The organism is Phytopseudomonas punonensis, from assembly GCF_900142655.1.
GTDB classification, from domain to species: domain Bacteria; phylum Pseudomonadota; class Gammaproteobacteria; order Pseudomonadales; family Pseudomonadaceae; genus Aquipseudomonas; species Aquipseudomonas punonensis.
Window position 1 is genome coordinate 194,769 of record NZ_FRBQ01000005.1, and the last position, 20,778, is coordinate 215,546.

A 20,778-nucleotide genomic window follows, 5' to 3' on the forward strand; every position below is an offset into this window, starting at 1 on the left:
GCGTATCAGCCACGGCCTTCGCGGTAGAGGTTTTCGAAGCAGAAGTTGGTTGCCTCGATATAACCCTCGGCACCACCGCAGTCGAAACGACGGCCTTTGAATTTATAGGCCAGCACGCAACCTTGCTGGGCCTGCTGCATCAGCGCGTCGGTGATCTGGATCTCGCCGCCTTTGCCCGGCTCGGTGTTCTCGATCAGCTCGAAAATATCCGGGGTCAGGATGTAGCGACCAATGATCGCCAGATTCGACGGTGCGTCTTCGGCCTTCGGCTTCTCGACCATGTGGCTGACACGGACGATGTCGTCACGGATGGTTTCGCCAGCGATCACGCCGTACTTGTGGATTTCGTCCATCGGTACTTCCTGCACCGCCACGATCGAGCAGCGGAACTGGTTGTACAGCTTGACCATCTGGGTCAGTACACCATCGCCTTCGATGTTCAGGCACAGGTCATCGGCCAGCACCACGGCGAACGGCTCGTCGCCGATAAGCGGGCGGCCGCTGAGAATCGCGTGGCCCAGGCCCTTCATTTCCACCTGACGGGTGTAGGAGAAGGTGCAGTTGTCAATCAGGCGACGGATGCCGACCAGGTACTTTTCCTTGTCGGTATTACGGATCTGATGTTCCAGCTCGTAGCTGATGTCGAAATGGTCTTCCAGGGAGCGCTTGCCGCGGCCGGTGACCATGGCGATCTCGGTCAGGCCAGCGTTGAGGGCTTCTTCGACGCCGTACTGGATCAGCGGCGTGTTGACCACAGGCAGCATTTCCTTGGGCATGGCCTTGGTCGCCGGGAGAAAGCGGGTGCCATAACCGGCGGCAGGGAACAGGCATTTCTTGATCATGGTTTTTCCTTGAATGGTCAATGTTGCTCAAGTCGCTGGAACGGCTGGCTCAGGAGGTCTGACGCAGCCGCTCGTAGTAATAAGGCAGTCGTAGCAAGGCATGACGCGCGGCGGCGGCGCGCCGTTCGTTGTTGTCTCCGGGGAAGGTCACTGTCTCGCTGGTCACACCCTGGTGCTCGGCCAGGCGCGTGGCGCAGGCGAAACACATGGCGCCGTCGTAGACTTCCTGATCGCGCTTGTCGTCAGCAGTCGGGGCGCCGGTAATCGCCAGGATGATGTCGGCGCTACTGGCCATCAGCACGCCAAGCGCCATCTCGCGGGCGACCTCTTCGCTATTCATGCCAAAGGTCTCGAGGGTCTCGGGCTTCACGCCCAGCGTGCTTTGCATGGCGCGTTTCGAATAGACCACGAAACCGCTCTCGAGCACGCCGTCGCAACCGGGCACGGCAGCCACTGTAGCGGCCAGCAGACCGGCCGTGGCCGACTCTGCCGTACTCAGTACCAGGTTGTACTTTTCCAGGAAATGGACCGCCTGCTCGATGTTTTGCATGACCGCGAAAGTCTCCTACCCAATCGTTACTGTGTGTCTATGGCAGTGAGCGAGGCACACAAGTTCCGAAGCATTTGGCGGCGACCTTTGATCGTGGCGGCTGAACTCCCTGAGGGCGCTGTTTTTCTCAGCTCTGACAACCGATGAAATTGAGGGGGCGACACGTGAATACCCTGCGCAAGCTGGACGATACCCATGAGCTGCATGATGTAAGAGACGATTCGATACGCCAGGCTTTCGTACAGGCGCTGGGCGAAAAAGCGCGCCCATTGTTCGAAGAGGCCGCGAGCTATGCGCGCAATCATGATCTCGACGTGGTGGTCGACCTAGTGCTGGAACACGACAAACCACGCCTGATTCTGGCGGTCAGCCGCCCAGGCGAAGAGCCTGTGAGCAGTTACAGCCTGGTCGCAAATCTCGCCGCGCAACGCATGTTGCACGAGGAGTTCTACGCCGACAGCGGCGACATCCATCGCCAGGAATCGCTGCTGGCTTCGGTGAATGAAAAAGTCATCGACACCCGATTGGCCAACTTCTTCCGCAAGGGTTTCGCCCTGCCACTGGACTACATCAACGAGCGCCATCCCATCGGTTTCTGGTGATCGCGCCGTTTGGCTGATCCTGAGCAAGGCTTGCCGGCAGGCGCTGACCTAGAGTGCCGACTGGTCAATTTGCGAGGAGAAGGCCATGAAAGCCGATGTCGTCATCGTGGGGGCCGGGCCTGCCGGGCTGTGCCTGGCTCGTTCGTTGTCCGGTCAGGGATTGTCGATCCGGATCATTGAGCGTCAGCAGGAAACCGAACTGGCGGCACCGTTCTTCGATGGTCGAGAAATCGCGCTCACTCGCGCCTCCCAGCAGATCCTAGAGAAACTGGGTATCTGGCAGCAATTCACACCTGATGAAATCTCTCCGTTGCGTGACGCACAAGTGCTCAACGGCCCTTCGCACTACGCTTTGCGTATAACCGCCACAGCAGTCGGCAAAGAACGCTTGGGCTGGCTGGTGCCCAACCAGGCGATTCGCCGCGCGGCGTACTGCTCGATAAGTGAATGCAGCGACCTCGAGCTGATCACCGAGCGCACCATCAGCGAACTGAGCTGCTCGGCTCGCGGCGTGTCGATGCGGCTGAGCGACGGCAAGGCACTCGAGGCACGATTGATCGTCGCGGCTGATAGCCGCTTCTCGGAAACCCGCCGTCGTTTAGGGATTGGTGCGCGTATGGAGGATTTCGGCAAGACCATGCTGGTCTGCCGCATGGCCCACGAGCGCAGCCACGAACAGGTTGCCTGGGAATGGTTTGGCTACGGCCAAACGCTCGCCCTGCTCCCATTGCACGGCAACCTTGCCTCGGCGGTGCTGACACTAACGCCTGGGCAAATGAACGAGGTGATGAGCCTCGATCCGCAGGCGTTCTCCCGTGAGATGGAGCAGCGTTTTGAAGGGCGCCTTGGGCGCATGGAGCTGATTGGCGAGCGCATCACTTATCCGCTGGTAGGCGTGTATGCCGAGCGCTTCGCTGGCGTGCGCAGCGCGCTGGTCGGTGATGCCGCGGTGGGTATGCATCCGGTCACGGCCCACGGCTTCAACTTGGGTCTGCAGAGCCAGAAGCGCCTGGCAGATAGCCTGCTCGACGCGTTGCATAACGGCAGGGACATTGGCGTGCCAGAGGTATTGCAGCGGTACGCCAGTGCTCAGCAGCGTGCCAGCTGGCCGCTGTACCAGGCCACCAGTCTGCTGGTGCGCCTGTACACCGATGACCGCGCACCTACCCGCCTGCTGCGCAATGCCGGCCTGCGGCTGGCGCAGAACCTGCCGCCCTTCAAAGCGGCGTTGGCCCGGCACCTGACCCAGATTGCGCGCTAGGGTCGGTCTGAAAAGTCAGCGAGCGAAGGTCAGGCGAGGCAAAAATCGGTGAGGAACGGACTGGGCTCGCATCCGAGTTCACGAGCTATAAATGAGCATTCCGACTGCGCTGGCAATCCAGCCGACTTTTAACGAAGCATCACCGAACGCAGGTACTTTTCGGACAGAGCCTAATCAGCTGTCGGCGGCGCGCTGCATATTCACCCGCTGCCGCCATTCCATGTAGGTCTTGAGCAACAGGGTAAGCAGCGCCATGCAGGCCAGCAAGGCAGCGGCCGTGAAGGCGGCCACCGGCTTGTAATCGTTATTGAGCTGGTCGACCAGCAGCGGCAAGGTCAGGGTTTGGTTGAGGATGGTGCCGGACACTACCGACACTGCCCCGAACTCACCCACAGCGCGGGCGTTGGTGACCACCACGCCATACAGCAGCGCCCACTTGATGTTAGGCAGCGTGATATGCCGGAAGATCTGCCAGCCATTGGCGCCCAGGCACAGCGCCGAGGTTTCTTCGTCATTGCCCTGGGACTGCATCACTGGAATCAGGATGCGCGCCACGTAAGGCGCGGTGACGAACACCGTGACCATGACGATACCCGGCCAGGCGAACATCAGCTGCATGTCGTTATCGTAGAACCACTGGCCCACCGCCGTTTCCAGCCCGTAGACGACCAGGTAGCAGAGGCCTGCAACCACGGGCGAAACGGCATAGGGAATGTCCACCAGAGTGGTCAGCAGCTTGCGGCCGCGGAAGTCGTAGTGGGTCACGCACCAAGCCAGCAGAATGCCGAAGCACAGGTTCAACGGCACGGTCAGCGCGGCGACCAGCAAGGTCAGGCCAATGGCGTGCTGCATGTAGTCCTGGGAAAGATTGTCGACCAGCATAGCCCAGCCACCGCTCAGGGCCTTGCTGAAAATAAGCACCAGCGGCACCACCAGCATCAGCGCTACCGCGCCAAGGCCGAGGCCGATCAGCAACCATTGATGCCAGGATTGAGGCTTTTTCATCGACCTTGCCTCTGCCATTTGAACAGCCGACCCTGCACCACCTGCAAGGTGAACAGCAGGAACAGCGAAGCCAGAAGGATGACCGAGGCGATTGCCGCGGCTGCCGGGTAGTTGAACTCCTGCAGGCGCACGAAAATCATCAACGACGACACTTCGGTTTTGTAGGGAATGTTCCCGGCGATCATGATCACTGCGCCAAACTCGCCCAGGCTGCGCACGAACGACTGCGACGCGCCCGTGATCAGCGCCGGAGCCAGGCTCGGTAGCACCACGTAGACGAAGCTTTGCCATTTCTTGGCGCCCAGGGTGCGCGCCGCTTCTTCGTACTCGCTGCCCAGGCTTTGCAGAACCGGCTGCACGGTACGCACCACGAACGGCAGGCTGGTAAAAACCATGGCGATCACCAGGCCGGGGTAGGCATAGGCCATCTTGATGCCTGCGGCCTCGAAATACTGGCCGAGCCAACCATTGGGCACAAGCAGAGTCGCCAGGGTCAGGCCAGCCACCGAGGTGGGCAGTGCGAACGGCAGATCCACCAGGGCATCGACCAGACGGCGCCCGGGGAAGTCATAGCGGGTGATGATCCAGGCGATCAACAGGCCGATCAACAACGCGATCACCGTCGAGTAAAAGGCGCCGCTGATGGTCACCTTGTAACTCTGCACCACGCGCGGATCGCTGATCGCCTGCCAGTACTGCGCCCAGCTCATGTCGCTGACGTACAGCAGCAAAGCGGACAGCGGAAACAGGATCACCAGCGACAGATAAAAGACGCTAAAGCCGAAACTCAGGCCAAAACCTGGCAACAACGGGCTCTGCAGAAAGAAAATCGGGGTCTTGCTCACTCGTAAGTCCTTCAATGCACAAACCGCCGGAAGTCGGCGGTTTGTGAATACAGCGGATGCGGATCAGCCCGTAGCTGAGGCAGCAATCGTAGAACGGTGGACGGATGAAACGTCGTCCACCTTACAACTACAAAGTACCGGGTGTAGCCGGTGGAAATTGCCTTGTAGGAGCGGGCCATGCCCGCGAACAATTGTGGCTACGCCGCAATCTTTGTACGTGCCCACCATTCGCGGGCATGGCCCGCTCCCACGACACTAAGTCATCAACCGAGCCTTAGATAATCAACGACCTTCGGCCAGAAGCTGGTCGAGGATACCATTGCCATCGAAGTGCTTGGCAGTGATCTCGTCCCAGGTGCCGAGCACATCGGTGGGGTTGAGCAGGCGCAGCTCCTGGAACTGGCCAGCAGTTTCGGCAGCTACTTCCTTGTCCTGCACGCGGTAGTGGTAGGTGGTCAGCAGCTTCTGGATGTCCTTGCTGTACTGGAAGTCCAGGTAGGCCTTGGCCACGTCACGGGTGCCCTTCTCGTCCACTACCTTGTCGACCACCGCAACCGGGAATTCGGCCAGCACACTGACGGGCGGAACCACCACTTCGAACTCGCCGGATTTGAATTCTTCGCCCTTGGCGATATTCACCACTTCCGATTCGAAGCTCAGCAGCACATCGCCCTGCCCATTCTGGGCGAAGGCCACGGTGGCGCCACGGCCGCCAGTGGGGAAGTTCTCGACGTTACGCAGCACCTTGCCGACGAACTCCTTTATCTTCGCCTCATCGCCCTTGAAGGCCTCGTTGGCATACAGCCAGGCGCCCAGGTAGCTGTAGCGAGCGTTGCCGGAGGTTTTCGGGTTGGGGAACACCAGTTTCACGTCAGAGCGGGCCAGGTCGTCCCAGTTCTTGATGCCTTTGGGATTGCCCTTGCGCACCAGGAAGGCGGTGGTGCTGTAGTACGGCGAGCTGTGGTTGGGGAACTGCTCGGCCCAGTCCTTACGCACCAGGCCACGCTTGGCGAGGATGTCCACGTCGGTGACCTGGTTGAAGGTCACAGTGTCGACTTTCTTGCCCTGAATGATGTCCTGCGCCTGGCGCGAGGTGCCGGCGAACGACTGGTCGATCTTCAGATCCTTGCCGGTCTCGGCCTTCCAGTGAGCCTGGAACTTGGGGTTGATCTCGGCGAACAGCTCGCGGGCGACATCGTAGGAGGCGTTGAGAATCGGCTTGTCCGCCGCCGATGCGACAGCGCTGCCAAGCAGCGACGTGGTGACGGCAGTCGCCAGCAGGATTTTCTTCAGCATGATCCGGGGTTTCCTTACGAGAGGGCAGATAAGGGCGGCAGTCTGCCTGATGGCCTTATGCCTTAAAAGAATCCTTTTACCATAACCATATTCCACTACGCACTGAGGTCTGTTGACGTTTCACGCACGGCTACGCCGTAGCCCATTTTGCCGCGAGGCAAGGACGCCTTCATCACGGCAGAACGACACTGGGCGCCGCAGGTCTGAATCCTCAGACAGACGGGCCTCCGTCGTTTCACCCATGAAGGTAACTGGTATGCAAGAACAAGCAGACGGCAAGACACCCGGCCTGTCAGCCGAAGAAGAGCGCGAGATCGATGAGAAGCTGCCGCCGCGGGCGGCGGTGTTGCATGAAACCATCAGGATTCAGGGCGACCATGAACTGGAGCGCAGCATCGCAGCATTATGGTGGTCGGCGCTGGCCGCCGGGCTGACCATGGGCCTGTCGCTGATGGCCATGGGTTTGTTCCGCTCTCGGTTGGGCCCCAGCGATGAAAGTCATGTGATCGCCAGCCTCGGTTATTCGGCAGGCTTTCTGGGGGTGATACTCGCCCGTCAGCAACTGTTTACGGAAAACACCCTGACCGCCGTGCTGCCGGTGATGAGCAAGCTGACCCTGAACAATGTCGGGCGACTATTGCGTCTTTGGGGCGTGGTGCTATGCGGAAACCTAGCCGGCACCCTGCTGGTGGCTTGGGTGATGCTGCGCCTGCCGATTTTCGATACCCAGACCGACCTGGCGTTTCTGGAAATCGGCCGTAAGGTGATGGAAAACGACGTGTCCACGATGCTTGCCAAAGGCATCATTTCGGGCTGGATGATCGCCACCATGGTGTGGATGATCGCCTCGATGGAAAGCGCCAAGATCGCCATTATCGTGATGATCACTTACCTGATGGCACTGGGTGACTTCACCCATATCGTGGTCGGCTCGGTAGAGGTGTCTTATCTGGTGTATGCCGGTGAAGTGAGTTGGAGCGATTTCTGGCTGGTGTTTGCGGGGCCTACCCTGGCCGGCAACATCATCGGTGGCAGCTTTATCTTTGCCCTGCTCAGCCATGCCCAGATCCGCAGCGAGCGTGACGTAATTGCCAAGCGCGAGCGCGACAAGCACAAGTTGCTGGAGGAGTTGCGCCGCAATCGCAAGGACTGACCGTGCAAGACCGCCAAAGGCCTCAAGGTCTCGGCCGCCTTTCTCGAAGTCGAGTCTTCGAAGGCGTCGCACTGATGCCGGCGCGCACCAGCAAAGGCCTGGTCAACGCCAGTGGCGCGTTCGTCTGCAACAAAGCCCACCTGATTTCCCAGGCGGGCTTTGTTGATGACAACCGAGGGGCAGCAGGCGAGCCAGTCGATCCCCTTGCCGCCTTTGATGAACTATGGGGAGCTTACAATCCAAGCAGAAACAGCTCTTGCTTGTCGTTCCCCCAGCCATTCATCGAGTCGCTACGCTGCCAGAAGTCGAGCGCCCAGTAGCCAGGGCGCTATCCAGTTCAACGCTGATCAGCTACCCGGATTGGCGTAGGCTTCTTCGAAGAAGTAATCCTTCCAGGAGGCGGCCTTGTTCTTCAGCACACCCAGTTCATGCAGCTTCTCGGCGTAGATGAAGGTGCGCTGTGGCGAGACGGTGAAGTCGTTTTCCGGGTCTTCGATGATCTTGCGCACGAACTCCAATGGCAGCTTGGAGTTCTCGACCTTGATGTAGGTCTCTGCTGCAGCCGCCTTGTCGGCCTTGATGATCTGCGAAGCCTCGACCAGCGCGTCGTAGAAGGCCTTGTAGGTCTTCGGGTTCTGGTCGTGGAATTTCTCGGTGGCGTACAGCACGTTGAACGTGGCCTGGCCGCCGAGGATGTCGTAGCTGCTGATCAGCTTGTGTACGTTCGGGTTTTCCAGCGCCTGGTACTGGAACGGCGGGCTGGAGAAATGCGCGGTGATTTCCGAGCCACCCTTGGTCAGTGCCACGGTGGCATCCGGGTGCGGCAGGCTCACGGAGATTTTGTCGAAACGCTGGAAGTCGGCATTGCCGTAGCGCTTGGCAGTTTCGATCTGCAGGGTGCGCGACTGGAAGCCAACACCGGCAGCCGGCACGGCGATGCGATCCTTGTCGCCAAGATCATCCAGGGTCTTGACCTCGGCGCGATTGCTCAGCAGGTAGTTGGGCAGCGAACCCAACGACGCGACGGCCTTGACGTTCTGCTTGCCGTGGGTGCGATCCCACACGGTGAGCATCGGCGGTACACCTGCCGATACCACGTCGATGGCGCCGGCCAGCAGCGCCTCGTTCATCGCCGTGGCACCGGAGATGGTCCGCCACTCCACCTCGATGTCATCCAGGCCCTGAGCCTTGGCATGTTTCTCGATCAGTTGCTGGTCCTTGACCACGTGCAGCACCAGGTAACCGATGCCGAACTGCTGGGCGATGCTGATCTTGCCTTCCGCGTGAGCGGCCAGCGGGGTTGCCAGGGCGCCGAGCAGGCCCAGAGCGGTGGCCAGACGGCCGAGTTTGAAAGTGTTGGTCATCATCTCTTCTCGTTATGTGATTCAGTTTTGTAGGGTGGATGACGTTTTTTCATCCACCGTTGCGGTCGTGGATGGTGGATCGGTGAAGCGTGATCCACCCTACGGGTCAGCGCTGCATCCCCCAACGCTTGACGGTGACGCGTTCCAGCGTGGCGAACACCAGGTTCTCCACCAGCAGGCCGATCAGGATCACCGCGGCCAGACCTGCGAACACCTTGTCGGTGTACAGCTCGTTACGGTTCTGGAAGATGTACCAGCCCAGGCCGCCCTTGCCGCTGGACGCACCGAACACCAGTTCGGCGGCGATCAGCGTGCGCCAGGCGAAGGCCCAGCCGATCTTCAGGCCGGCAAGGATCGACGGCAGCGCAGCAGGCACCAAAATGAACAGCACGAAGCGCAGGCCCTTGAGGCCGTAATTGCGGCCGGCCATGCGCTGGGTTTCCGAAACGCCGAGAAAACCCGCGTAGGTATTGAGAGCCAGCGCCCACAGCACCGAGTGCACCAGCACGAAGATCAGGCTGTTCTCGCCCAGGCCGAACCACAGCAGCGACAGCGGCAGCAGCGCGATGGCAGGCAGCGGGTTGAACATCGAGGTCAGGGTGGAAAGCAGATCACGGCCCAGCTGTGTCGACACCGCCAGGGTGGTCAGCAGAAAGGCCATACCGATACCGATCAGGTAACCCTTGATCAGCACCGACAGGGAAATAGCAGTCTTCTCCACCAGCTCGCCAGTGCCCACGCCTTCGATAAAGGCGCGTGCGGTCTGCAGAAAGCTGGGCAGCAGCAGATCATTGCCCTGATAGCGAGCCGCGAGCTCCCAGATCAGCGCCAGTCCCAGCAGGATCACCGACTTGCGCAGCCAGCCCTGTTGCCAGAGGCGCTGCCCTAAGGACAGCTCGCGCTCGACCTTGAGGCCGGGCAACGGTTGCAGGGGTATTTCGTATTCCTCACGCCGTGCGGGGGAAAGACTCATGGTTTCAATCTCCTCAGTAGGCGATGCGGATGTCGTGGAAGCCCAGCTCGACGCCTTGGCCGCTGTCGACCTCCTCGTCGAACAGCAGGCGATGGATGCGTTGCGCGGTCTGCTGGAAGCCCACACCGCCGAGGCTGTGCAGGTCGAACTGATGGCTGTTGATCTCGGCCCGCACTCGGCCGGGATGGGGCGACAGCAGCAGAATGCGATTGCCGACGATCAGCGCCTCTTCGATGGAATGGGTGACGAACAACAGGGTGAAGCGCACCTCCTCCCATAGCTCCAGCAACTCCTCCTGCATCTTGCGACGGGTCAGTGCATCGAGGGCGGCGAAGGGCTCGTCCATCAGCAGGATCTTCGGCTGCATGGCCAGCGCCCGGGCGATAGCCACCCTCGCCTTCATGCCGCCGGACAGGGTGTGCGGATAGGCATCGGCGAAGCCGGCCAGGCCGACCTTCTCCAGGTAATGCAGAGCGCGTTCCTCGGCGTCCTTGCGGCCCAGGGTTCGCGAGGCCAGCAGCGGGAACATCACGTTCTGCTTTACCGTCTTCCATGGCGGCAGTTGATCGAACTCCTGAAACACCACGATGCGATCCGGGCCCGGTTCGCGTACCTGGGCGCCGTCGAGGCGGATGCTGCCGGCGACTGGTTCGATGAAACCGGCCACCGCCTTGAGCAACGTGGATTTACCGCAGCCGGATGGGCCGAGCAGCACGAAACGATCGGCACGGTCCACCTCAAAGCTGACCTCGTGGGTGGCGCGCACGACGCGCTGCGGGGTGCGGTATTCGAGGCTGACCTTCTGCACCTGTAGAACGGTGTCGAAGGTGGCTGGATTCAACGTGCTGACCGTGTGGCCTTGCAGAGGGGCGTTCATGGTTTTCAGCTTCCCTGGCCGATGGCGGCGTCTTCGAAGAAGTAGTCCTGCCAGCTGGCCGGCTTATTTTTGATGGCGCCGACGCGGTGCAGGAAGTCGGCCAGCGGATAGGTGTTGGTGGGCGTGACGGTGAACTGGAACTGCTCGTTGTCGATGATCTTCAGCAGCTCGTCGCGGCTGATCTTGGCGCCGGTGACGCGAATGTAGGTGTCCGCTGCCGCGCCCTTGTCCTTCTGAGCGAAATCCGCCGCTTCGGCCAATGCACCGACAAAAGCCTTGTAGGTCTTGGGGTTGTCATTGCGGAATTTCTCGGTGGAATACAGCACGGTCGGCGAGTTCGGGCCGAGCAGCTTGTAGGTGTCGAGCACTACGTGCACGTCCGGGTTCTCCAGCGCCTGGTTCTGGAACGGCGGGTTGGAGAAGTGCCCGGTCAGCTCGGTGCCTCCCGATTTCAGGGACGCCGTGGCGTCCGGATGCGGCAACGCCACGGTGTATTTATCCAGGCGGTTGAATTGCTTGTCGCCCCACTGCTTAGCTGCGGCGTATTGCAGGAAGCGCGACTGCACCGACACGCCCACCGCCGGAACGGCGATGCGATCCTTGTCAGTGAAGTCGGCGATGGTCTTGACCTTGGGGTTGTTGCTCAGCAGGTAGTACGGGAAGTTGCCGAGCGAAGCCACGCCCTTGACGTTCTGCTTGCCGTGGGTGCGATCCCACACGGTCAGCAGCGGGCCAATGCCGGCACCGGCGATATCGATGGCGCCGGACAGCAGTGCATCGTTCACCGCCGAGCCACCGGACAGCTGCTGCCAGTCGACCTTGATGTCCAGGCCTTCGGCCTTGCCATGCTTCTCGATCAGCCCTTGATCACGCACCACGTTGAGCAGCAGATAAACGATGCCGAACTGCTCCGCGATGCGGATCTGCCCCTCGGCGTGAGCGACTTGCGGCGCCGCCAGGCTGCCTGCCAGCAGGCTCAGACTCAGGGCGATGCCACCGGCTAAACGACCGAAACGGGGAATAAAGGGAAAGCGCTTACCTGCCGACATGTCGAGGCTCCAGTCAAAGGTGCAGAAATAGGGTTACAGCGGGGTGAGGCGTTTAAAAAGGAACATCACCCTGGATCGTCGTGCGGTGCATGCGCCGACGCAGATGGCTCGGGCAGCCGGTCGCCAGATGGATCAGCGCGCGGTTGTCCCAGAACACCATGTCGTTCGGCTGCCACTGGTGGCGGTAGATGAATTCGGGCTTCGCGCTGTGGGAGTAGAGCTCGGCGAGGATCTGCCGGCTCTCGTCCTCTGGAATGTCGAGAATGTGGGTGGTGAAGTTCTCGTTGACGAACAGGCCCTTGCGGCCTGTTTCCGGGTGGGTGCGCACCACCGGATGAACCACGGCCTTGACCTCGGCCAGCTGCGCTTCGGTCAGTGTCGGGCGGCGTATGCCCTTGAACACTTCATCTGCATACCGGGCGGTGTAGGAATGCGCCGCACGTTTGCCCTCGATGGCCTGGCGCAGCTCGACCGGCAGTGTTTCGTAGGCCAGTTGCTGGCTGGCGAACAGCGTGTCGCCGCCCTCTTCCGGTAGCTCCTGAGCGAGCAGCATGGAACCCAGGCTGGGGAATTCCTTGTAGGACAGATCCGAGTGCCAGAACTTGCCGGCATCGCCCAGACCGATCGGCTGACCGTTCTCGACGATGTTGGAAATGATGAAGACTTCCGGGTGGTTGGCCAGCAGGAACTGCTTGAGCACGTGGATCTGCAAGACGCCGAAGCGACAGCTGAAATCGATCTGCTGCTGCGGAGTAATGCGCTGGTCACGGAACACCACGACGTTGTAGTCGAGATGCGCCTGGTGAACGCGGGCGAAATCGGCATCGTTCAACGGCTGGCTGAGGTCGAGGCCGATGATTTCGGCACCGACTGCAGCGGAAAAGGGGCGGACTGCAAAATTCTGCGCTGGCTGGTGATTGGCAGAACTCAGGGAAACGGCAGGCATTTGCGCAACTCCACACGGTAAGGGCGCCAACGGGGCGCGTCTTCAGAAGCAGGTGTTCGGCACCTGTATTCAGTCGTGCGGCGCGCCGGTTAGCCGGCGGGTACGCATGGGCAGAACTATATCGATATAAGAAATTAAATTTAAATACCTTTTTCGCATTTGCTTATGGCAGATCAACAGCCTGTACCTGCACATACAAAAGAAAACGCCGGCAGTGGTCGAAACCACTACCGGCGTTTTGTGCGGCAGGCCTGAGCCTTAGAACGCAGGCACTACCGCCCCCGAGTACTTCTTCTCGATGAAGGCTTTCACTTCGGGGCTGGTCAGTGCGTCAGCCAGCTTCTTGATGGCGTCGCTGTTCTGGTTGTCTGGGCGGGCCACCAGGTAGTTCACGTACGGCGAATCCTTGTTTTCCAGCACCAGCGCATCCTTGTTCGGGTTGAGCTTGGCTTCAAGGGCGTAGTTGGTGTTGATCAGCGCCAGGTCGACCTGATCCAGCACGCGCGGCAACATGGCCGCTTCGAGCTGCTTGAACTGGAAGTTGTGCGGGTTGCTGGCCAGATCCTTCGGCGTGGCCTGGATATTGGCCGGGTCTTTCAGGGTCAGCAGGCCGGCGTGTTGCAGCAGTTGCAAGGCGCGGCCGCTGTTGCTGGCTTCGTTGGGGATGGCGATGGTGGCGCCGTCCGGCAGATCTTTCAGGCTCTTGTACTTACGCGAATAACCGCCGAAAGGCTCGACGTGTACGCCCTTGACGATCACCAGGTGGGTACCGCGGCTTTCGTTGAAGCTGTCCAGGTATGGCTTGGTCTGGAAGTAGTTGGCATCGAGTTGCTTCTGCTCAACTTGCAGGTTGGGCTGCACGTAATCGGTGAACACCTTGATCTGCAGATCAATTCCTTCCTCGGTCAGCTTCGGCTTGATCAACTCGAGGATCTCGGCATGGGGAACCGGGGTTGCCGCTACGGTGAGTTTTTCAGCAGCGAATGCCTGGGTAGCCAGGACGGTGGCCAATGCAGCCAGCAGAAGCGTTTTTTTCATGTGTTGTTCTCGATAGTTGCCAGTGGGTCGACAGCGGCATGGAGTAAGAGGTCGTACCGGATAGGTGCGGCGCGCTGACGATACGGCGCTCAGTTATACGTTGAAAATACTTTTAATTCATTCGTATATTTCTTTTGAGAATAAGTAGAAGCTCGCGCACTTGTTGTGTTTCGGGCGGTCACTTCTACAGTGAAAGCACCTCTATTGCGGATTGATGAACATGATCAGCGAAGCCCTGAACCGTTTCGAGCGCCTGGAACTGGTTCCCCATGCCACGCCGCTGCAACATCTGCTGCGCTTGTCGCATCACGTGAAGCGCGACATCTATGTCAAACGTGACGACCTGACCCTGTTCGCGCTCGGCGGCAACAAGGCGCGTAAGCTCGAATACCTCGGCGCCGACGCACTGGCTCAACACGCCGATACGCTGATTACCGCAGGTGCCATCCAGTCCAATCACGTTCGGCAAACCGCTGCGCTGGCGGCAAAACTCGGCCTTGCTTGCGTCGCCCTGCTGGAAAACCCCATCGACACTCAGGAACAGAATTACCTGCATAACGGTAATCGGCTGCTGCTGGATCTGTTCGGTACGCGGGTGGAAGTGGTCGACAACCTCGACGAGCCGGACCTGTTGCTGATGGCCAAGGCCGAGCGCCTGCGCGCCACCGGCAAGAGCCCTTACGTGATTCCAATCGGTGGCTCCAACGCGCTGGGCACCCTGGGTTACGTAAAGGCAGGCCTGGAGTTCGCCGAACAGGTCAGTGCCAAAGGCCTGGAAAGCGGCACGCTGGTGCTCGCCTCCGGCAGTGGCGCTACTCATGCCGGCCTTGCGCTGTCGCTGGCCCATGTACTGCCCGACTGGCGCGTACTGGGTATCACCGTGTCGCGCCCCGCCGACCTGCAGCGGCCCAAGGTGTTGGGGCTGGTCGAACGCACCGCCGAGTTGCTCGGCATTCCGGTGCCGGAGAACCTGGCCATCGAGCTGTGGGACGAGTATTACGGCCCGCGCTACGGCGAACCCAACACCGGCACGCTGGACGCCATTCGCCTGCTGGCCAGCAGCCAGGGTTTGCTGCTTGATCCCGTGTACACCGGCAAGGCCTTCGCTGGCCTGCTCGACGGCGTGCAGAAAGGCGCATTCGAAGAAGGCAAACCGATCGTTTTCCTGCACACCGGCGGTGCTCCAGCACTGTTCGCGTATCAGTCCTTGACTCTCTAAACGCTATATACAAATAATTTTTTATTATTTTCTCGACTACCCGATCAACCTTAGAGTGCCGCGTCCCAAAGCACCTCCCAATGCACCCACCGAGGCTCGAACATGATCATTGCCACACTGCGACGAAATCTCCTTATTGGCAGCCTCGGCCTGGCGCTTTTCGCCGGTTTGGGAAGTCAGGCTTATGCGGCCGATGATCTGCAGAAGATCAAGGATGTCGGCACCATCAAGGTAGGCCTCGAAGGCACCTACCCGCCGTTCAACTTCCAGGACGAAAGCGGCAAGCTCGCCGGTTTTGAAGTGGACTTCGCGACGGCTCTGGCCAAGGAGCTTGGTGTAAAGGTCAGCTTCCAGCCCACCAAGTGGGACGGCATTCTGGCCTCGCTGGAATCGGGTCGCATCGATGTGGTGATCAACCAAGTCACCATCTCCGATGAACGCAAGAAAAAATACGATTTCTCCACGCCCTATACCATCTCGGGTATTCAGGCGCTGACCCGCAAGAACGATGCTGACAGCGTGAAGAGCGCTGCGGATCTGGCAGGCAAGAAAGTTGGTGTCGGCCTGGGCACCAACTACGAGAAGTGGCTGAAAGAAAACGCCCCCAAAGCCGATATCCGCACCTATGACGATGATCCGACCAAGTTCCAGGACCTCAACGTAGGTCGCATCGACGTGGTTCTGGTCGATCGCCTGGCCGCGTTCGAAATGGTCGCCAAGACTGGCAACCGCATGGCCGTTGCCGGCGATGCCTTCTCCCGCCAGGAATCCGGGATTGCGCTACGCAAAGGCAATCCTGAACTGCTCGCGGCCATCAACAAGGCCATCGAGAAACTGCGTAGCGACGGCACCTTGAAGCAACTTTCCGAGAAATGGTTCAAGGCTGACGTTACTCAATGACGCCGGAAACATTCCAGCTGGTGCTGGATTCCTTACCCTTTCTACTCAAGGGCGCAATCTGGACGATCATCCTCAGCCTTGGCGGCATGTTTTTCGGCATGCTGCTGGGCTTCGGGCTTGCTCTGGTCAGGCTCTACGCCATTGCGCCGCTGGGCTGGCTGGCCAGGGTGTACATCTCGTTCTTTCGCGGCACTCCACTGCTGGTGCAGCTGTTCATCATCTACTTCGGCCTGCCTGAACTGGGGCTGCAGCTGGAGCCGCTAACCGCCGCGCTGATTGGCTTCTCCCTGAACATGGCGGCCTATGTCGCCGAGATCATGCGAGCGGCCATTGCCTCCATCGACCGCGGGCAATGGGAAGCCGCCGCCAGTATTGGCATGAGCAAAAGCCAGACGATGTTGCGCACCATCCTGCCGCAGGCCATGCGTACCGCCCTGCCCCCGCTGGGCAACAGCTTCATCTCGCTGGTCAAGGACACCGCCCTGGCGGCCACCATTCAGGTACCCGAACTGTTCCGTCAGGCGCAGCTGATCACCGCCCGCACCTACGAAGTCTTCGCCATGTACCTCGCTGCGACGGTGATCTACTGGATTCTCTCCAGCTTGCTGGCGCACCTGCAAAATCGTCTGGAAGCACGCGTCAACCGCCACGAGGCGGACAACTGATGGCCTCAAGCATGATCACCGTTCGCAACCTGAGCAAATCCTTCAAGGGCCAGACCGTTCTCAAGGGTATCGACCTGGATATCGCCGCCGGCGAAGTCGTCGCCATCATCGGCCCCAGCGGCTCGGGCAAGACTACGCTGCTGCGCTGCCTGAACCTCCTGGAAACCCCTGACGGCGGCAGCATCCGCGTTGGCGAGATCGAGATCGATGCCGGCAAGCCGATGGGCCAGCAACAGGGGCTGATTCGCAAGCTTCGCCAGCAGGTCGGTTTCGTATTCCAGAACTTCAACCTGTTCCCCCACCGTAGCGCCTTGGAAAACGTCATCGAAGGCCCGGTGGTAGTGAAGAAGCAACCACGCGAAGCGGCAGCCGAGCGAGGCCGACAGCTGTTGGCCAAGGTTGGCCTGGCGGGCAAGGAAGATGCTTTCCCCAAGCGTTTGTCCGGTGGCCAGCAGCAACGCGTAGCGATTGCCCGCGCCCTGGCGATGGAACCGGACGTGATCCTCTTCGACGAACCGACCTCGGCACTGGACCCGGAACTGGTGGGCGAGGTGCTGGCAACCATCCGCGCCCTGGCCGAGGAAAACCGCACGCTGGTCATCGTTACCCACGAGATGAGTTTCGCCCGTGACGTGGCCAACCGGGCGATCTTCATCGACGGCGGCGTCATTGTCGAGCAGGGCGACGCCCGCGAGCTGTTCAGCGCACCCAAGCAGGCACGCACCCAGCAATTTCTCAGCAAGTTCCTTGGCGACGCATCCGCGCGCCACTGATCAGGGTTGGTAATAGGCATCCCACAGCCGGTTGCGAAACCGGTTGCTGGGATCCAGCTGACGTTTGAGCGCGAAGTACTCCGCTGCCCGCGGGTAACCCTGCAGAAACTGCTCGCGGCTGGCGTGAATCTGATATGGCAGGTAATGCCGACCGCCACAGCGCAAGGCAGCGGCAATCAGCTCACGCGTCCAGGCCGCGGCTTTCTGCCGCTCGCTGTCAGTCGTGCCTTGCCGGTAATAGAGCACCAACGCGAAAACTTCCCCGGGCGCCCAACTCAGCAATGTATGCGGATCGGCCTTGGCATGGCGAATGGAGACGTTGATCAGCTTGGCCTGATGCTGATGAGTCAGGCGCGCCAGTTCGCCAACGAACCGTTCCAGCTGCGCTGGCGGCACAAAGTACTCCTGCAGTACATAACTGAAATCCGGCCCGGATATCGGCTCAAGCTCGCTCACGTCGAGGCTGGCCTCGTGGTTGCGCCATTGCACCTTGGGGCTACGGAACAGCAGTGGATCGAGCGCCGCCTCGCGCAGTTTGATGCCTGAAGAGGATTCGCTCAGGCGAATCCCCGCTCGCTGCAGATGGCTGCCCTGCCGTGCCGGGCTCAGTCGCTCCGTTTCGGTCAGTGCAGCTTCTGTTCGCCGGTAGGAAACCGCGCGCACCGTGGAAAAGTCATCGGGATAGAGAATGCCGTTGTGCATCACCAGATCGGGCTGCGAGGCTATCTCGCGATAGAACCACGGCCGATAGTCTTGCAGCGCCATCACCTGACTTTCGCGGGCAATTCGGGTGTTTTCGACCAGACCCAGGGTGGCCTCGACTATGACCCCCAGCCCACCGTAGCCACCGATCACGCCATTGAACAGCGCGGCATTGTGGTTTGGAGTGGCGTCAATCACACGGCCATCGGCGAGCACCACGCGGATGGCCTTTACCGAGCCCACGATGGGCCCCTCGCCCACATAGCGGCCATGCACGTTAACCGATAACGAGCCGCCCACCGTGAAATTGGCGTAGGACTGCATGATCTGCGGGGAAAGGTCATACGGGTCGATATATTCGAGTATCGCGCGCCAGGTGATGCCGCTCTGCACTCGGATCTCACGGCGTTCCGGGGAGAACTCGAGAACTTTATCCAGGCTGCGCATATCCAGCTGCAGCGCGCCGTCCGCAGCGGTCTGCCCGCCCATGCTGTAGCGCCCGCCGCCAATGCTGACGGGCCCCACGTGGCTGCGCAGCGCATCGACGATATCCTGCTCGCTGTGCGGCACGACGATGCGCTCGACAACAATGGGATTGAGGCCGGTCACGTCATTGACCACCTCACTGGCACTAACGCCCAGACTGAGTACACACAGACACACGAGCAAACGTCGCATTTACCTTCCTTGGCAATACAGATGAGTTGGCGCCAGGGCCAGACGGCCCTAGTCGCGGTCGAGCAGGTGAAAACGAGGCAGCGAGAAACGCCAGCGAATTGCCGCCAGGCGAATCACCAGCACAACCAGCATGGCAACCCCGGTATCCAGCCAGTGCGGGGTGTCCAGCATGCGTAGCAGCACGAAGGTCAACGCGCCGGCCAGGCAGGCGGTGGCGTAGATTTCCTTCTTGAAGATCAGCGGGATTTCGTTGCAGATCACGTCACGCATAACGCCGCCAGCGACGCCAGTCATGATGCCCATGATCACCGCCGTGCTGGACGGCATGGCGTACTGCAGCGCCACTTCGGTACCGATCACGGTGAACACCGCCAACCCGAAGGCATCGGCGATCAGCAGGCCTTTCTCGTGAATCGGCCGGGTCATGCGCACCCAGATCACCGTGCCCAGCGCTGCCACGGTGGCGACCAGGATGTAGGTGTCGTTACGGATCCAGCTGACCGGGTGATTATCCAGAATCACGTCACGCAGGGTGCCGCCGCCAAGCGCAGTGATGATGGCAATCACCAGCACGCCGAACAGATCCATGGACTTGCGCCCGGCCATCAGCGCGCCGGTGATGGCGAATACCGCCACGCCGAACAAGTCCGAAAAATAGAACAGCTGGCTCATCGACAAGTCAGTTCACCGGCGTACGCAGCGTGACGAACTCTTCGGCCGAGCTTGGGTGAACGCCGATGGTTTCGTCGAACACCTGCTTGGTCGCGCCGGCCTTCAACGCAATAGCCAGGCCCTGAACGATTTCGCCGGCATCGGGGCCGACCATGTGGCAGCCCAGCACGCGATCCGTCTTGGCATCGACCACCAGTTTCATCAGCGTACGCTCTTCGCTTTCGGTCAGCGTCAGCTTCATCGGCCGGAAGCGGCTCTCGAAGATTTTCACCTCGTGCCCGGCCTCGCGCGCCTGCTCTTCGCTGAGCCCGACGGTGCCGATATTGGGCAGGCTGAACACCGCCGTCGGGATCATCCGATAGTCGACCTTGCGGTACTCGTCCGGCTTGAACAGACGACGCGCCACCGCCATGCCTTCGGCCAGCGCCACGGGGGTGAGCTGCACGCGGCCGATCACGTCACCGATGGCCAGGATCGACGGCGCCGTGGTCTGGTACTCGTCATCGACCTTGATATAGCCCTTGTCGTCCAGGCTGACGGAGGTGTTCTCTAGCCCCAGATTGTCGAGCATCGGCCGGCGACCGGTGGCGTAGAAGATGCAGTCGGCCTGCAGCGTGCGGCCATCCTTGAGGGTGGCCTCGAGGCTGCCGTCGGCCTGCTTGTCGATACGCGCGATATCGGTATTGAACTGCACGTCCAGGCCACGCTTGCCCAGTTCTTCATGCAGGTGGGTGCGCAGGGAATTGTCGAAGCCGCGCAGGAACAGGTCGCCGCGGTATAGCAGCGAGGTCTGCGCGCCGAGGCCGTTGAAAATCGACGCGAACTCCACGGCGATATAACCGCCGCCCACCACCAGCACGCGCTCTGGCAGCTCTTCGAGGAAGAACGCCTGGTTGGAGTTGATCGCGTGCTCATGACCCGGGATCTCTGGAATATGGGGCCAGCCGCCAGTGGCGATCAGAATGCGCTCGGCGCTGTAGGTCTTGCCGTCGACCTCCACCCGGTGCTCGTCGAGCAGGCGCGCATGGCCCTCGAGCAGGGTCACACCGCTGCCCACCAGCAGCTTGCGGTAGATGCCATTGAGGCGTTCGATTTCGCGGTTCTTGTTGGCGATCAGCGTCGGCCAGCTGAAACTGGCCTGGCCGGGCGTCCAGCCAAAGCCTTCGGCATGCTCGAACTCGTCGGCAAACTGCGCGCCATAGACCAACAGCTTTTTCGGCACGCAGCCGACATTGACGCAGGTGCCGCCCAGATACCGGCTTTCCGCCACGGCAACCCGGGCGCCGTAGCCCGCCGAGAAGCGCGCCGCACGCACGCCGCCGGAGCCAGCACCGATTACAAACAGATCGAAATCGTAGGTCATAACAG

General features: G+C 60.6%; 22 protein-coding genes. 8 read left to right on the top strand and 14 right to left on the bottom strand.

Features of this window, described 5'->3' with window-relative positions; genetic code table 11:
- Nucleotides 1-5: 5 nt before the first annotated feature.
- Together galU and BUC40_RS14880 are read right to left on the bottom strand one after the other, a co-directional pair.
- A complete protein-coding gene (gene galU / locus BUC40_RS14875; protein WP_073266955.1) occupies nucleotides 6-842 on the bottom strand; it encodes a UTP--glucose-1-phosphate uridylyltransferase GalU in 837 nt (278 codons plus the stop codon).
- Nucleotides 843-891: 49 nt separating this feature from the next.
- Nucleotides 892-1,392: a CinA family protein gene (locus tag BUC40_RS14880; protein WP_073266956.1), complete on the bottom strand. Its 501-nt coding sequence runs from the start codon at nucleotides 1,390-1,392 to the stop codon at nucleotides 892-894.
- 164 nt (nucleotides 1,393-1,556) lie between these two features.
- On the opposite strand from BUC40_RS14880, the gene BUC40_RS14885 reads away from it, so the two are divergent.
- The gene (locus BUC40_RS14885) at nucleotides 1,557-1,994 is read left to right on the top strand and encodes a hypothetical protein (protein WP_083593561.1); all 438 of its coding nucleotides are present in this window, start codon (nucleotides 1,557-1,559) and stop codon (nucleotides 1,992-1,994) included.
- Nucleotides 1,995-2,079: 85 nt separating this feature from the next.
- Complete coding sequence (gene ubiM / locus BUC40_RS14890; protein ID WP_073266957.1) at nucleotides 2,080-3,255, top strand: 5-demethoxyubiquinol-8 5-hydroxylase UbiM; 1,176 nt, start codon at nucleotides 2,080-2,082, stop codon at nucleotides 3,253-3,255.
- Between the two features lie 174 nt (nucleotides 3,256-3,429).
- Here ubiM and cysW read toward each other — a convergent pair whose 3' ends face one another.
- The 3 genes from cysW to cysP all read right to left on the bottom strand — a co-directional run bounded on the left by cysW (nucleotide 3,430) and on the right by cysP (nucleotide 6,401).
- Complete coding sequence (gene cysW / locus BUC40_RS14895; RefSeq protein ID WP_073266958.1) at nucleotides 3,430-4,260, bottom strand: sulfate ABC transporter permease subunit CysW; 831 nt, start codon at nucleotides 4,258-4,260, stop codon at nucleotides 3,430-3,432.
- Nucleotides 4,257-5,105, bottom strand: coding sequence for a sulfate ABC transporter permease subunit CysT (gene cysT, locus BUC40_RS14900; RefSeq protein WP_073266959.1), 849 nt, complete (start codon nucleotides 5,103-5,105; stop codon nucleotides 4,257-4,259). Before cysT ends, cysW begins: the two co-directional genes overlap by 4 nt.
- Before the next feature lie 282 nt (nucleotides 5,106-5,387).
- Nucleotides 5,388-6,401 (bottom strand): thiosulfate ABC transporter substrate-binding protein CysP, encoded by a 1,014-nt coding sequence (gene cysP / locus BUC40_RS14905; RefSeq protein WP_073266960.1) that lies wholly within the window; start codon nucleotides 6,399-6,401, stop codon nucleotides 5,388-5,390.
- Nucleotides 6,402-6,657: 256 nt separating this feature from the next.
- Between cysP and BUC40_RS14910 the strand changes: the two genes are divergently transcribed.
- Nucleotides 6,658-7,554 (top strand): formate/nitrite transporter family protein, encoded by an 897-nt coding sequence (locus BUC40_RS14910; RefSeq protein ID WP_073266961.1) that lies wholly within the window; start codon nucleotides 6,658-6,660, stop codon nucleotides 7,552-7,554.
- Nucleotides 7,555-7,556: 2 nt separating this feature from the next.
- The gene (locus tag BUC40_RS14915; protein WP_139272187.1) at nucleotides 7,557-7,874 is read left to right on the top strand and encodes a hypothetical protein; all 318 of its coding nucleotides are present in this window, start codon (nucleotides 7,557-7,559) and stop codon (nucleotides 7,872-7,874) included.
- 27 nt (nucleotides 7,875-7,901) lie between these two features.
- On the opposite strand, the gene BUC40_RS14920 is transcribed toward BUC40_RS14915, so the two are convergent.
- The 6 genes from BUC40_RS14920 to BUC40_RS14945 all read right to left on the bottom strand — a co-directional run bounded on the left by BUC40_RS14920 (nucleotide 7,902) and on the right by BUC40_RS14945 (nucleotide 13,801).
- Entirely contained in the window at nucleotides 7,902-8,918 is a 1,017-nt protein-coding gene (locus BUC40_RS14920) for an ABC transporter substrate-binding protein (RefSeq protein ID WP_073267039.1), read from the bottom strand.
- A gap of 106 nt (nucleotides 8,919-9,024) precedes the next feature.
- Nucleotides 9,025-9,891, bottom strand: coding sequence for an ABC transporter permease (locus tag BUC40_RS14925; RefSeq protein WP_073266963.1), 867 nt, complete (start codon nucleotides 9,889-9,891; stop codon nucleotides 9,025-9,027).
- Nucleotides 9,892-9,904: 13 nt separating this feature from the next.
- Complete coding sequence (locus tag BUC40_RS14930; RefSeq protein WP_073266964.1) at nucleotides 9,905-10,768, bottom strand: ABC transporter ATP-binding protein; 864 nt, start codon at nucleotides 10,766-10,768, stop codon at nucleotides 9,905-9,907.
- A gap of 5 nt (nucleotides 10,769-10,773) precedes the next feature.
- Complete coding sequence (locus BUC40_RS14935) at nucleotides 10,774-11,817, bottom strand: ABC transporter substrate-binding protein (protein ID WP_073266965.1); 1,044 nt, start codon at nucleotides 11,815-11,817, stop codon at nucleotides 10,774-10,776.
- Between the two features lie 52 nt (nucleotides 11,818-11,869).
- On the bottom strand, nucleotides 11,870-12,763 hold the full coding sequence (locus tag BUC40_RS14940; RefSeq protein ID WP_073266966.1) for a TauD/TfdA dioxygenase family protein: 894 nt from the start codon (nucleotides 12,761-12,763) through the stop codon (nucleotides 11,870-11,872).
- 258 nt (nucleotides 12,764-13,021) lie between these two features.
- On the bottom strand, nucleotides 13,022-13,801 hold the full coding sequence (locus BUC40_RS14945; RefSeq protein WP_073266967.1) for a MetQ/NlpA family ABC transporter substrate-binding protein: 780 nt from the start codon (nucleotides 13,799-13,801) through the stop codon (nucleotides 13,022-13,024).
- Nucleotides 13,802-14,021: 220 nt separating this feature from the next.
- Between BUC40_RS14945 and BUC40_RS14950 the strand changes: the two genes are divergently transcribed.
- From BUC40_RS14950 to tcyN, 4 genes are all read left to right on the top strand, one after another.
- Nucleotides 14,022-15,020, top strand: coding sequence for a D-cysteine desulfhydrase (locus BUC40_RS14950; protein ID WP_073267040.1), 999 nt, complete (start codon nucleotides 14,022-14,024; stop codon nucleotides 15,018-15,020).
- A 102-nt stretch (nucleotides 15,021-15,122) separates the two neighbouring features.
- Nucleotides 15,123-15,920, top strand: coding sequence for a cystine ABC transporter substrate-binding protein (gene tcyJ / locus BUC40_RS14955; protein WP_073266968.1), 798 nt, complete (start codon nucleotides 15,123-15,125; stop codon nucleotides 15,918-15,920).
- Complete coding sequence (tcyL, locus tag BUC40_RS14960) at nucleotides 15,917-16,585, top strand: cystine ABC transporter permease (protein WP_073266969.1); 669 nt, start codon at nucleotides 15,917-15,919, stop codon at nucleotides 16,583-16,585. Before tcyJ ends, tcyL begins: the two co-directional genes overlap by 4 nt.
- A gap of 11 nt (nucleotides 16,586-16,596) precedes the next feature.
- A complete protein-coding gene (gene tcyN / locus BUC40_RS14965) occupies nucleotides 16,597-17,358 on the top strand; it encodes an L-cystine ABC transporter ATP-binding protein TcyN (protein ID WP_073267041.1) in 762 nt (253 codons plus the stop codon).
- Here the strand turns inward: tcyN and BUC40_RS14970 are convergent, their stop codons facing one another.
- From BUC40_RS14970 to gorA, 3 genes are read right to left on the bottom strand one after another with little or no spacing between them, the layout of a single operon-like run.
- A complete protein-coding gene (locus BUC40_RS14970; RefSeq protein ID WP_073266970.1) occupies nucleotides 17,359-18,738 on the bottom strand; it encodes an FAD-binding oxidoreductase in 1,380 nt (459 codons plus the stop codon). It abuts the gene before it with no gap.
- A 48-nt stretch (nucleotides 18,739-18,786) separates the two neighbouring features.
- Complete coding sequence (locus BUC40_RS14975) at nucleotides 18,787-19,410, bottom strand: trimeric intracellular cation channel family protein (protein WP_073266971.1); 624 nt, start codon at nucleotides 19,408-19,410, stop codon at nucleotides 18,787-18,789.
- 7 nt (nucleotides 19,411-19,417) lie between these two features.
- The gene (gorA, locus tag BUC40_RS14980; RefSeq protein WP_073266972.1) at nucleotides 19,418-20,773 is read right to left on the bottom strand and encodes a glutathione-disulfide reductase; all 1,356 of its coding nucleotides are present in this window, start codon (nucleotides 20,771-20,773) and stop codon (nucleotides 19,418-19,420) included.
- Between the last annotated feature and the right edge of the window lie 5 nt (nucleotides 20,774-20,778).